The 12,547-nt window shown below is 45.1% G+C and carries 9 protein-coding genes; 4 read left to right on the top strand and 5 right to left on the bottom strand.

From position 1 onward, the window contains the following. Nucleotides 1-96: 96 nt before the first annotated feature. Both QVD32_RS11430 and QVD32_RS11425 read right to left on the bottom strand, forming a co-directional pair. Nucleotides 97-2,235, bottom strand: a complete 2,139-nt coding sequence (locus QVD32_RS11430; RefSeq protein WP_021891335.1) for a cation:proton antiporter — start codon at nucleotides 2,233-2,235, stop codon at nucleotides 97-99. A 217-nt stretch (nucleotides 2,236-2,452) separates the two neighbouring features. Continuing rightward, on the bottom strand, nucleotides 2,453-3,397 hold the full coding sequence (locus QVD32_RS11425; RefSeq protein WP_118686987.1) for a hypothetical protein: 945 nt from the start codon (nucleotides 3,395-3,397) through the stop codon (nucleotides 2,453-2,455). Nucleotides 3,398-3,728: 331 nt separating this feature from the next. Here QVD32_RS11425 and rnr point away from each other — a divergent pair, with 331 nt between their 5' ends. From rnr to QVD32_RS11405, 4 genes are all read left to right on the top strand, one after another. Then, nucleotides 3,729-5,870: a ribonuclease R gene (gene rnr, locus QVD32_RS11420; protein WP_373135613.1), complete on the top strand. Its 2,142-nt coding sequence runs from the start codon at nucleotides 3,729-3,731 to the stop codon at nucleotides 5,868-5,870. A gap of 242 nt (nucleotides 5,871-6,112) precedes the next feature. Beyond that, complete coding sequence (locus tag QVD32_RS11415; protein ID WP_008862899.1) at nucleotides 6,113-7,978, top strand: DNA topoisomerase IV subunit B; 1,866 nt, start codon at nucleotides 6,113-6,115, stop codon at nucleotides 7,976-7,978. After that, nucleotides 7,959-8,432 (top strand): pantetheine-phosphate adenylyltransferase, encoded by a 474-nt coding sequence (gene coaD, locus QVD32_RS11410; RefSeq protein ID WP_008862898.1) that lies wholly within the window; start codon nucleotides 7,959-7,961, stop codon nucleotides 8,430-8,432. Before QVD32_RS11415 ends, coaD begins: the two co-directional genes overlap by 20 nt. Before the next feature lie 13 nt (nucleotides 8,433-8,445). Beyond that, nucleotides 8,446-10,038, top strand: coding sequence for a S41 family peptidase (locus QVD32_RS11405; protein WP_021891331.1), 1,593 nt, complete (start codon nucleotides 8,446-8,448; stop codon nucleotides 10,036-10,038). Nucleotides 10,039-10,098: 60 nt separating this feature from the next. Here the strand turns inward: QVD32_RS11405 and QVD32_RS11400 are convergent, their stop codons facing one another. Genes QVD32_RS11400 through QVD32_RS11390 form a run of 3 tightly spaced genes read right to left on the bottom strand, consistent with a single transcriptional unit; the run spans nucleotide 10,099 to nucleotide 12,416 of the window. Further along, a complete protein-coding gene (locus tag QVD32_RS11400) occupies nucleotides 10,099-11,103 on the bottom strand; it encodes an acyltransferase family protein (protein ID WP_118686985.1) in 1,005 nt (334 codons plus the stop codon). A gap of 1 nt (nucleotide 11,104) precedes the next feature. Then, entirely contained in the window at nucleotides 11,105-12,145 is a 1,041-nt protein-coding gene (locus QVD32_RS11395; protein ID WP_021891329.1) for an acyltransferase family protein, read from the bottom strand. 13 nt (nucleotides 12,146-12,158) lie between these two features. Further along, nucleotides 12,159-12,416 (bottom strand): hypothetical protein, encoded by a 258-nt coding sequence (locus tag QVD32_RS11390; protein WP_118686983.1) that lies wholly within the window; start codon nucleotides 12,414-12,416, stop codon nucleotides 12,159-12,161. Nucleotides 12,417-12,547 lie beyond the last annotated feature (131 nt).

Here is a 12,547-nt window from a genome sequence, read left to right as displayed (position 1 = left end):
TTTTTGTCAATAGCCCGCTATTGACTGCATATCTCGGACTCCAATCTGCTTCAACATAGGTCTCAATCTGTCTCGGAATAAATTTAAAACAGCTTCTTAATTTTGTTCTTCTTTTTTCCACAGGAAATCGAGCCAGCCTTTTTTCTTTTCATAAGTTCCTCGTGTGCCGTGTAGCTCTACGAACGTAAGTTCGGGAGAAGCAGGAGCATAGCTGTCGGGGAAGAGTAATATGAAATTTTTATCTGTGTAATAGGCATTGATTTGATGCGGGACATGTTCGAGCGAAGGCCGGAAAGAAACAGAGCCGTGTCGGGCCATGATGATTACCATGAGGTCGTCGAGTTGCAATTCTGTTGATAGACGCTTTAATTCGTTGCCTCCGTCGGTTTCCTGCATTTCGTATAATACGCTGGTATGATAGCGTTGCAGATAGGCTTGTATTAGAGACAGGGTTTTGGCGTGGCCGTGATAGAAAATCCGCCGGCCTGTATTCTCTCCCATTCGGGCGATGCGTTCTGTCCACCGGTAAAATCCAGCTTCATATTCTGCATTTTCCGGGATAGCGACATGAATGTTGTGCACTCTGTTTATCGGCGTGACGGCATGGAGAATCATGATTTGGCGATCCATTTTGTTCAGTAGATTGAGCAGTACGGGGCCGAAGAACGATTCGTCTTGTGTGGCTCGTATGTGTAGTCCGACGATAATCTCGGAGGCATCGTTTTCTTTCGAAGCATGAAGTATTCCGTTTGATAAGTTAGTCGCCAACCGGTTTTGAGTTTGTAGCGTTACGTCTGCTTTTGCCGCGACTTCTTGTGCTTGCAGTAAAAGTTTTTTCCCTTGTTCGCGGTCTGCTTCACTGCAATTATCATACATTACGTGTAACCCGACCAGCCCGTGTATCTTTTTAGGGTTGCTGACGAGTAAGGCCAAGTAGATGAGGTTTTTAACGTTTTTCTGATTACTGAATGAAATGAGTATTTTTTCGTTGTCCGTACCCGATTGCGTATCGTCGGGCGGCAATTCGCTCAAAGCCATTTTTCGGGCAGCAATGTCGGTCGTTATCGAACTGATGATGCATGTAATGAGAATAAGCACGATCGTACCGTTGAGGACGTCGTCGTTGAGCAGACGGCTACCGTCCGGTAAAACGATGTTGTATCCTACAAGAACGGCTGCGAGAGTTGCCGCTGCCTGAGCATTACTTAGTCCGAACATCAGTTGCCGTTCGATTTTCTTCATGCCGTAGATTTTCTGGGTGGTCCATGCTGCAATCCATTTGGTACTAAGGGCCATGAGGGTCATTACGGCGGCTACTTTCATAGATTCTATATGGCCGAAAAATACTCGTACATCGATTAGCATACCTACGCCGATGAGGAAATAGGGAATGAATAGGGCGTTACCGACAAATTCGAGGTAATTCCTTAAAGGAGAGACCGGGGGAATGAGGCGGTTCAATACCAGTCCCGCAAAGAATGCTCCAAGTATGCCTTCCATTCCGACCAGTTCCATTAAACCGGCAGCGAGGAAAACCATTGCCAGAATGAAGATGAATTGCACGATACCGTCTTCGTATTTCCGTAAAAACCAACGTCCGATGCGGGGAAAGGAGTAGATGATGAAAAGTCCCATCAGAGAGACTTTAAGAATTAATTCCAACCAAGACCAACTGCCTACACTGTCGGTTCTGTACATGCTTCCGACGATGGCGAGAACCAATAGGGTGAGACTGTCGGTAATGGCAGTGGCCCCTACGGCTATGCTGACGCATCTGTGCCGGGAGACTCCGTATCGGGTAACGATGGGATAGGAAATGAGTGTGTGCGAGGCGTACATACTCGCCAGCAAGATGGAAGAGACAATCCCATATTTCAAGATGAGTATGTTGCTGAAAAAGCCCAAGACGATAGGAATGATAAAGGCGAGTATCCCAAATACGATGGCTTTGCCCCGTATAGCCGGAAAATCTTCCATGTTCATTTCCAAGCCGGCTAAGAACATGATGTAGTAGAGTCCCACCTGTCCGAACAATTCGAAACTGCTGTCGCGGGCCAAGATATCGAATCCATGCTCACCGATGAGAATACCGGCCAGAATCATACCGATGAGATGAGGTATTTTCAGTTTATTCAACAATACGGGGGCGAATAAAATGATACAGAGCACGAGAAAGAATATCCACGTGGGGTTGGTTATCGGTAGATGTTCCCTAAGGTCGAGTAGGGCAGTCATGGATTTCACTTTATTTGTTTTGCAAAGATAGTACAGGCCGAAAGTAAAAGCAAATCCGGTTGATTGTACCGAGGCGTATCTATTTTCGTTTTATACAAAAATAGTGAATTTATTGTTTTCAGAATTTAAATTTACCGAAGTAACGATAAAAATTTTTTTCAGGAGATAATCCGTCTCCGTTCCATGAGAACATCGATGAAAGAGTAGCGACCGGTTGCTAAAAGATGTATTGAATGCCTACCAGATAGCCGATAAACAGTTGTTGCAGCCGATTGTCGGTGTGCTTTTTCCACAAGTTGTTCTGCGGAAATAGCGTTTGGTTGTCCATCTCGGTGGTTGTCGAATAATTGAGACTCGCTCCGCCGAATATGTTATAGTGCTTTTTTATTTTGAACGAAGGTAGCAAGGAATAACTTGCGTTTAAAAAGGGTTTATCGGAGGTTGCCGTGGAAGTTACTTTAAATTCATTGTTTATCTGAAACCAAGAGTAACAAGGTATGTGTACACCGTATCCAGCTTCCGCAACGGTCTTGTTGTCGCTGGGTAATTTGTGGTTATATCCGAAACCGATAATACCGTATGTGTATTTCCCTCCTGAGCGGAACGAGACGATACCGTTACCCAATATGTCATAAGTGAGGGCTATGCCCATCTCTCCGCGCTTGACTATATTGACGAGCCCAATGGGGCAATCGCTTTCTTCGGCGATATTAAGAAGTCCGGCGAATTGTACTCCTCGGACTTTCCCGGCGATATTAAGGAGCCCTGCGAATTGCAGGCCGGTTATATCTTTCGAGGTATTGAGTAATCCGGCAAATTGTACACCTTTGTAAGTTCCTTTGGTAATATTGGTCATTCCGGCGAAGGCGACACCTTGTCCCTGTTTGCCTATATAATTGGATATGCCGGCAAACTGTAATCCCCGGGCTTCATTGGCTATGACATTACTGATCGAGGCAAATGTAAAATTCCTTTCGTTAGCAGACATACCTGCCAATATACTGAAAGAGGCTCCGTTGGTGTATTGCGATGCATTTATTCCATTGGAGCTTAGTGGTGGTATGAAACTGAAATGGAAAGGGACGTATTTCCCTTGATTCATTTGGGCGGACAGGTGGAAAACGGTTAAGAGAATGATAAAAACAGATTGGATTTTTTTCATTTTCGTAATCTTTGGAATTTTTGTATCGACTTGTGTAACGGTAATTCCCGAAGCGGGCACAAAGTTATAAAAAATTTTAATGGTGTAAACGAGTCGTCACGGGTTCGTTTTAATCTGTTATATTATTAAAATTTTTATAAACCGCTTCAAATACATCGTTGAAAAAATTTGAAACAGCTTTATGAATAAAATTTGTTTCTGTCTTTATTTCCGTTATCTTTGTTATACTAAAATGCGGGTAGGGTACGCTTGGTATTCGTCGGGAGAAGTTCGATGTTTTTACCGTTTACTCCGTTTTCCGTATCATTAAGAACAATGTTAAAACCCCTATATCATGAAACAAGGAAAAAGGAAAGGTTCAAAGAGAATCAAGAAAGAAGATATGTTGGCCTCGGTGGTCGAATTCTTCAACCAGGACAGGAAGCGGGCGTTTAATTACAAACAGGTCGCACATGGGGTTGGAGCTACTACTACACCTCAAAAACAGATGGTATTCCAGTTGCTCGAAGGCATGGCGGAGCAGAATTTTCTGATAGAAGTTTCTCCGGGCAAATACAAGGCAAACAGTCGGGGAACGGAGGTTATAGGTCGGTTCGAACGGCGTGTCAATGGGAAAAATCATGTGATTACCGATGACGATGAGTCGATATTCATCGCCGAGCGTAATGCCATGCATGCGATGGACGGCGACCGGGTGAGGGTATTGGTCTATGCCAAGCGTAGAGGGCACGATGCCGAAGGCGAGGTGGTCGAGATTGTTGAAAAGACTCCCCAAATATTTGTCGGAACGTTGGAGGTGCAGAAACATTTTGCATTCCTGCTGACCGATAACAAGGTGTTGGCAAATGATATATTTATTCCGAAAACGGCACTTAAAGGTGGAAAAACCGGAGATAAGGCTGTCGTGCGTATCACCGAATGGCCCGATCGGGCCCGCAATCCGTATGGAGAGGTCGTGGATATATTGGGACCTGCCGGAGAAAACAATACTGAAATACATGCCATATTGGCGGAATTCGGATTGCCGTATCGTTACCCCGAAGCAGTGGAAAAAGCGGCTAATAAGATTCCTGACGCGATAACCGACGAGGAGATTGCCGCACGGGAAGATTTCAGGCAGGTAACGACATTTACCATAGACCCGAAGGATGCCAAAGATTTCGACGATGCCCTTTCTATTCGCCGATTATCGAACGGAAATTGGGAGGTTGGCGTGCATATAGCCGACGTGAGTTATTATGTAAAACCCGGCAGTATCATCGACAAGGAGGCCGAAAGCCGGGGAACCTCGGTTTATCTGGTGGATCGTGTCGTGCCGATGTTGCCCGAACGATTGTGCAACGAAATCTGTTCGTTGCGTCCCGACGAGGATAAACTTACGTTCTCTTGTGTTTTCGAGCTGAACGGTAATGCCGAGGTTCAGAAGTCGCATATCGCTCGTACGGTGATTCGGTCTAATCGCCGGTTTGCTTATGAGGAGGCGCAAGAGGTGATAGAGACCGGAGAAGGGGATTATAAAGAGGAAATATTGGCTTTGAACGATTTGGCGCAGAAGCTGCGAAAGCGTCGTTTTGACAATGGTTCTATCAATTTCGACCGTCATGAGGTTAAGTTCGACATAGATGAAAGTGGCAAGCCGATAGGGGTTTATTTCAAGGTATCTAAGGAGGCGAACAAGCTGATCGAAGAGTTTATGCTTCTGGCGAATCGCACGGTAGCAGAATTTATCGGTAAACCCAGAGACGGGAAAAAGCCCAAAGCGTTTGTCTATCGGGTACACGACTTGCCCGATCCCGACAAGATGGCTTCGTTCGCCGCTTTTATCACCCGATTCGGTTATAAAATCAAGACCGAGGGTAGCAAAGCAGACCTTTCGAAGGGTATTAATAGTTTGTTGGCCAACGTACAAGGAAAGCCGGAAGAAAATTTGGTGGAGACGATAGCTATACGAGCCATGGCGAAGGCGGTCTATACGACTGTAAATATCGGTCACTACGGGTTGTCTTTCGACTATTATACCCACTTTACTTCTCCCATACGTCGTTATCCCGACTTAATGGTGCATCGATTATTGGAGCGTTATATGGCGGGCGGACGTAGCGTGAATGTTCAGTCGCTCGAAGACGAATGTAAACATGCTTCGGATATGGAGCAGCTTGCTGCCAACGCAGAGCGGGCTTCTATCAAGTATAAACAGGTAGAGTTTATGGGCGAACGTTTGGGCGAGGAGTACGACGGCGTTATTTCGGGTATTACCGAATGGGGGTTGTATGTAGAAATCAACGAGAATAAATGCGAGGGACTTGTGCCGATACGTGACCTTGAAGATGACTATTACGAGTTCGATGAGAAGAATTATTGTCTGATGGGGCGTCGCAAGCACCGGATATACCGCTTGGGCGATCCTATCCGTATCAAGGTAGCTCGCGCGAACTTGGAGCGGAAACAGCTCGATTTCGCTTTGGTAGAGTAGTTTGTCCGATAGAAGAGATCGCATAGATATGCCCCGGAAAAGCAAACGCTTTTCCGGGGCATATCTATTTTTTAAAAAGGTTGTAAAAAGGGAGTTATTCTTTTTTTTACTCTTTTTTAGCGTTATCTTTGCATAATGCGAAAATGGGCTGTGCCTCGGTATAACCAAGTGCGCTTGTTTCTACTCCCGGCTTGCTTTATTTTTGCATTATACGAAAAATCAGCGGTGAGAGATAGATATTTATGGAAGAGAATACGAATATAAATTCTGAGTTCGAGTACGGCTCCGATGCCATTAAGACGCTCGATTGGAAGGAGCATATCCGTCGCCGCCCCGGTATGTATATCGGGAAGTTGGGGGACGGTTCTCATGCCGATGACGGCATTTATGTATTGTTGAAGGAGGTTCTCGACAATGCTCTCGACGAGCACATGATGGGCTTTGGCAAACAGATTGTCGTGGAGATTTCGAGCGAGGTCGTTTCGGTGAGGGATTATGGTCGGGGTATACCTCTCGACAAAGTGAAAGATGTCTCTTCCAAGATGAATACGGGCGGTAAGTACGATTCGAAGGCATTTAAAAAGTCAGTCGGTCTGAACGGTGTCGGTATCAAGGCGGTCAATGCTTTGTCGTCGAGTTTTTTCATACAGTCTTATCGCGACGGAATGAGTAACTCGGTGAGTTATGCTTGCGGAGAAGTGGTCTCGGAAAGCGGTTTGACACCTACTGACGAGCCGAACGGTACATTGGTTCAGTTTTCTCCCGATGGAACGATTTTTAAAAATTATGCTTACCGGGAGGAATTGATAGAGCCGTTGCTTAAAAACTATGTGTTCTTAAATACGGGACTGACCATTTTGTTGAACGGACGTAAATTCCATTCCCGTAATGGATTGGTCGATTTGTTGAACGAATACATGACAACCGAACCTTTATATCCTATCATTCATTTGTCGGGAGCGGATATAGAGGTGGTTATCACGCACAGCAACCAGTATGGCGAGGAATATTATTCGTTTGTGAACGGGCAACATACGACGCAGGGAGGAACGCACTTGACTGCTTTCAGAGAAGCGGCTACCCGTACGATTAAGGAGTTTTATGCCAAGAATTTCGAATATACCGATATTCGTAACGGTATGGTAGCGGCAATCAGTATCAAGGTGGAGGAACCTGTATTCGAGTCGCAAACCAAGACCAAGCTCGGTTCGAAAGACGTGGGACCCGATGGACCGACCATCGCAAAGTTTATCGGCGATTTCTTGAAAAAGGAATTGGATAATTATCTGCATAAAAACGGCGAAGTGGCCGATGTGATGCTGAAAAAGATATTGGCATCGGAAAAGGAACGCAAAGCGATAGCGGGGGTTACGAAGTTGGCACGGGAGCGTGCGAAGAAAGCGAATTTGAATAACCGCAAGTTGCGTGATTGCCGCATACACTACAACGATACCAAAGGCGACCGACAGGACGAGAGCTGTATTTTCATTACCGAGGGGGACTCGGCAAGCGGTTCGATTACCAAGATCCGTAATGTGGAAACGCAAGCGGTCTTCTCTTTGCGGGGTAAGCCGTTGAATACTTACGGACTGACCCAAAAGGTCGTTTATGAGAACGAGGAGTTCAACTTGCTGCAAGCTGCCCTTAATATAGAGGACGGTATCGAGGGGCTCCGGTACAATAAGGTGATTATCGCAACCGATGCCGATGTGGACGGTATGCATATCCGCTTGCTGATGATTACTTTTCTTTTGCAATTTTTCCCCGACCTTATCAAGAAAGGGCATGTTTATATTTTACAGACTCCGCTGTTTCGCGTGAGGAATAAAAAAGAAACACATTATTGCTATACAGACGAGGAACGGCTCGCCGCTATCAAGAAGTGCGGAGCAAACCCCGAAGTGACACGATTCAAAGGATTGGGTGAGATTTCGCCCGACGAGTTCCGTCAGTTTATCGGACCGGATATGCGTCTCGACCGGGTATCGCTGCGTAAGGAGGATTTGGTGAAAGATTTGCTCGAATTTTATATGGGCAAGAACACCATGGAAAGACAAAACTTTATTATACAAAATCTGGTTATAGAAGATGACACCAATCTCGTCTAAAAGGATAGCTGTGTTCCCGGGAACATTCGACCCTTTTACTCTCGGTCATATGTCGATTGTGAGCAGGGGGCTCGAATTGCTCGATGAAGTGGTCATAGCCATAGGTATCAATGATTCGAAACGCACTTATTTCACCGTGGAACAGCGGTTGGAAATGTTGAGGGATTTGTTTCGGGATAATCCTCGGATTCGAGTCGTTTCGTACGACAGCCTCACCATCGACCTTGCGAAGCAATGGAATGCCCGGTTTATTCTGCGGGGTATCCGGTCGGTGAATGACTTCGAGTATGAGAAGACTATCGCCGACGTGAACCGGAAATTATCGGGGGTAGAGACGATAATTTTGTTTACCGAGCCGGAATTGACTCATATCAGTTCTACCATTGTGCGGGAGCTTTTAAGGTTCGGTCACAGTGTCGATGAATTTGTTCCCAAAGGGTTGAAATTAGTATAATTTTAAGTTGAAGATGAAAAGACTATTTTTTATCATATTCCTACCCGTGATAGCGGTGGGAGCCATGTGGTCGCAAGGCCAAAGCGAAGGAATGCGAAAACTCAGTTTGGCCGATTTCGCCATAACGAATTTGTATGTCGATGAGGTAGACGAGAATAAGTTGGTGGAGGATGCCATTCGGGGTATGCTCGATAAACTCGATCCGCATTCGACCTACACGACAGCCGAGGAGACCCGGGAGATGAACGAGCCTTTACAGGGTAATTTCAGCGGAGTGGGTATCCAGTTCAATATGAATAAAGATACGTTGTATGTGATACAGACTATCGTTGGCGGACCTTCGGAAAAGGTGGGAATATTGGCGGGTGACCGTATCATCGCTGTAAACGATACAACCATAGCCGGAGTGAAGATGAAAAATACCGACATCATGAAACGGCTACGCGGGGAATCGGGTACGGTGGTGCGAGTGACCGTATTGCGCAAAGGGGTGAAGGAGCCTATCGAATTCAGAATCGTACGCGATAAAATACCTATTTACAGTATCGATGCATCTTATATGGCCGATAAAGAAACGGGTTATATACGGGTGAGCCGTTTTGCCGTGACGACAGACAAGGAATTTTCTGATGCCATTAAGGAGTTGAAAAAGAAAGGTATGAAGAATCTTATTGTCGACTTGCAAGGCAACGGCGGTGGATTCTTGACCAGTGCTATCGCTATGGCCGACGAGTTTTTGGACGACGGGCAGTCGATCGTTTATACCGAGGGTCGTCGTTCTCCACGGGACGATGCTTTCGCTTCGAAACGGGGGCAGTTCCAAAAGGGGAGATTAGTTTTGCTGGTCGATGAGAGCTCGGCTTCGGCAAGTGAAATCCTTTCGGGTGCGATTCAAGATTGGGACCGGGGTATAATCGTAGGGCGTCGTACCTTCGGAAAAGGTTTGGTTCAGCGTCCCATACCATTCCCCGACGGATCGATGATAAGGTTGACTGTCGCCCGATATTATACGCCTTCCGGCAGGAGTATACAGAAGCCTTATGACAAAGGTCACGAGGCATATGAGCGGGAATTGCTAGACCGGTTCAATCATGGAGAGCTTATTTATACCGATAGCATTCACTTCCCGGATTCGTTGCAATTCCAAACTTTGAAGAGTAAACGTACGGTATATGGCGGCGGGGGTATTATGCCCGATATTTTTATACCGTTAGACACGACGATTTATACCGATTTCCATCGGGATTTGTTGGCGAAAGGGGTATTGAATCAATATCCGGTCAATTATCTCGACAGCCATCGGAAAGAGTTGACGAATAAGTATAAAAAGGTGGACCAGTTTGTCGAAGAATTTGCGGTTACGGACGATATGCTCGCTGAATTGTTGAAGATGGGAGAAACCGAAAAGGTGAAATATAACGAGGAGCAGTATCGGAAATCCAAAGGGTTGATAGCTTTGCAGATAAAGGCTCTTATTGCCCGGGATATGTTCGACACGGCTGCCTATTTCAGAGTAATGAATCCTCGAAATCCCTCGTTCGTCAAGGCTATGGAAATTATAAATGACGATTTGGAGTATAATCGTTTGTTGCAACCTAAGCCATAAAGTAGTTTGTCTATATAGATACCGGGGCTGGATAATTCTAGCCCCGGTTCTTTTTTATCCTTATCTTTTTTTCCCGATCGCCCAGGGAAGATATTTATTCACGAAGGGAATGAGGAGATATATGACGAGCAGGGTGAGTGCGACGTCGATGTATCCGGTGAATACTTCCCGATGTCCGAATATTTTCATGATGGCTCGTTGGAAAGGAGTTTGTATGAGAATATGTATGCAGAGGATAAAGAGGGTAGATGTTCCTAAGGTACGAACAATCGCACATATATGGTTCTTGTTGTCGTTGAAATAGGATAGGACGGACATGAAACAAAGAAACAGGACGATGGCTTTTAGGAAAAAATAGGCAGGCAGATTACAGTCGATGGCTTGTAAGCCGATGAAAGCGACGAGGGTTGTCAGTACAATGATGTATTTTGATGGGTAGTCGAGAATCAAGCGAGATAATTTCAGACCGAACAAGTTGCCGATTATGAAATAGGGCAACCATTGCACTGCGTTATTGAACATGAAAATGGTCGGGTAAGATTTGATTTCCTCGTTCCAGATCATGATTACTGCGGTCAATATGAGATATATGATTGTCCGGTATTTTTCCGGAGTGATCTTGTTCATGCACCAGTATATCAGTTGCATGGCGAACAAGCAAAATATGAACCAAAGCGGAACATTGACAAATAGATAATCGCTTTTGTTTGTTATGTCGAATACATCGAAGATACACCCCCAGTCGAAGTTGTTGAGCGTACGGTAATCCCAAAGGTTAAAAATGATTCGGAACGGGTAGGATAGGAGGTAGAAGAAAGTGAATGGGATAATGAGCGTTTTGACTTTCTTTTTTAGGAAAGCGGGGAATGGTTCTTCTTTGAAAAAGAATCCGGAGAGAAAGAAGAAAAGTGCATTTATGTAGGTTACATTGTACCATTGCGGGTGTACAGTGTGACTCCATACGACACCGATGATGGCGATTCCTTTAATAAGGTCGATGTAATCGATTCGTTTTGAAGAGGTTGGTTTTACCCCCCCCCTAATTGTTAAAACTTGTTTATTCATACTATTTTGTTGTTTGAGATAATTTCGTGTCCTGTTTTTGTCGTTGTCTCCCGATAGCCCACGGGATATATTTCTCGGTGAAAGGTATAAGAACGTATATGAGGAGCATAGTAAGCGCAAGGCAGATTAATCCGGTGAGTAAGTTCGGTTTTCCGGTGATGGCGCGTGCCATCGATTGTATAGGGGCTAATAAGAGTACATGAATACCCATGATAAAGAGTGATGATTTCCCGAAATATCGGACTGTCGTCCATATCATCGAGCAACTGTTTTCGAAGCAAGACAGTAGGGAAAGTATTGCCAAGAATATGGTCAATGCTTTGATAAAGGCAAGGATAGAGATATCGATCGGCAAGTATTGGAACCCGATGAACAGGGCAAAACATGTCGGGGCGAGGAGATATTTCAGAGAGGACTTGGAAAGAAATCGGGCTATTTGTAGTCCGAAAAGGTTTCCAGCAATAAAATAGGGGAGACACTCGATGGCGATATTGAACATAAACGGTGTGTGCCAAGACTCGATTGTGCCGTAACCAGCGTATAGGGCAGCTAAGATTACCAAGAACCAGCAGCTGCGGTATTTATTACGGGGTATTACTCTGTTCAGGCACCAAAAGATAATTTGCATGACGAATAGGCCGACGAGAAACCACAGAGGTATGTTCACCGTGAGGTAGTCGGGTGTATTGGAAATAGAAAAGATTTCCAGCAGGCTATCCCATGCGAATCCGTGTAGGGTGCGAAAGTGTCCGAAATAGAAGGCCATTCGGGCGAGATAGGAGAGTATGTAAAAGAAGAGGAACGGAATAAGTATGGTTCGGATTTTCTTTTTTAGAAAGGGAATGAATGGCTCGTCTTTGAAAAAGATTCCCGATAAGATGAAGAAAAGCGCGCTTATGTGAATGAGATCGCACCATTGCGGATGAAAGGTGTGTTTCCACACGATTCCCAGAATGGCGATTCCTTTGAACAGATCAATACTGTCGATTCGTTTTTGTGCAGGCGATTTTACGCTTCTCGATTTGTCACAGTTCGTATTCAATGTGCGTTGATGTTTATAACGATATGAAGGATTGAACCGAGATATTACCCTTCCCTCGCTTTGTTTGGACGAGTATAAATGCGATTACAGTGCCGATTATGGCTCCGATCAGCTGCGCTTCGACGCCCCAGCTCAGCAGGGCGCATACCATGGCTATTAGGCAACCTGCTGCCAAACAGAATGTCGCTATCATGGAAGTGAGCAGTTCTATGATAATGAGTATGGCCACAATAATGAGCCACAAGAGCCAACTTGATATAATTGTGTCCATCGCAATTTGAAATCGGATTGTTTTTCCGAGGTTATTTGTCTGTTGTTTATGTACAAATATAATGGGAATATCGATAAATTGAAAGGGTATCGATATTTTTTATAAGAAAGGGAGCTGTGCCGCGGCACAGC

This window comes from Barnesiella sp., from assembly GCF_022723415.1.
Classification (GTDB): domain Bacteria; phylum Bacteroidota; class Bacteroidia; order Bacteroidales; family Barnesiellaceae; genus Barnesiella; species Barnesiella intestinihominis.
The sequence above is the reverse complement of the archived record's forward strand: the minus strand, read 5'-3'. Positions and strand labels throughout refer to the sequence as shown.

Excerpts from the sequence above, each read along its gene's own strand:
- QVD32_RS11400 (WP_118686985.1), bottom strand. The coding sequence starts at position 11,103 with ATGAATAAACAAGTTTTAACAATTAGGGGGGGGGTAAAACCAACCTCT.
- coaD (WP_008862898.1), top strand. The coding sequence starts at position 7,959 with ATGACACCAATCTCGTCTAAAAGGATAGCTGTGTTCCCGGGAACATTC.
- QVD32_RS11430 (WP_021891335.1), bottom strand. The coding sequence starts at position 2,235 with ATGACTGCCCTACTCGACCTTAGGGAACATCTACCGATAACCAACCCC.
- QVD32_RS11390 (WP_118686983.1), bottom strand. The coding sequence starts at position 12,416 with ATGGACACAATTATATCAAGTTGGCTCTTGTGGCTCATTATTGTGGCC.
- QVD32_RS11405 (WP_021891331.1), top strand. The coding sequence starts at position 8,446 with ATGAAAAGACTATTTTTTATCATATTCCTACCCGTGATAGCGGTGGGA.
- QVD32_RS11425 (WP_118686987.1), bottom strand. The coding sequence starts at position 3,397 with ATGAAAAAAATCCAATCTGTTTTTATCATTCTCTTAACCGTTTTCCAC.
- QVD32_RS11415 (WP_008862899.1), top strand. The coding sequence starts at position 6,113 with ATGGAAGAGAATACGAATATAAATTCTGAGTTCGAGTACGGCTCCGAT.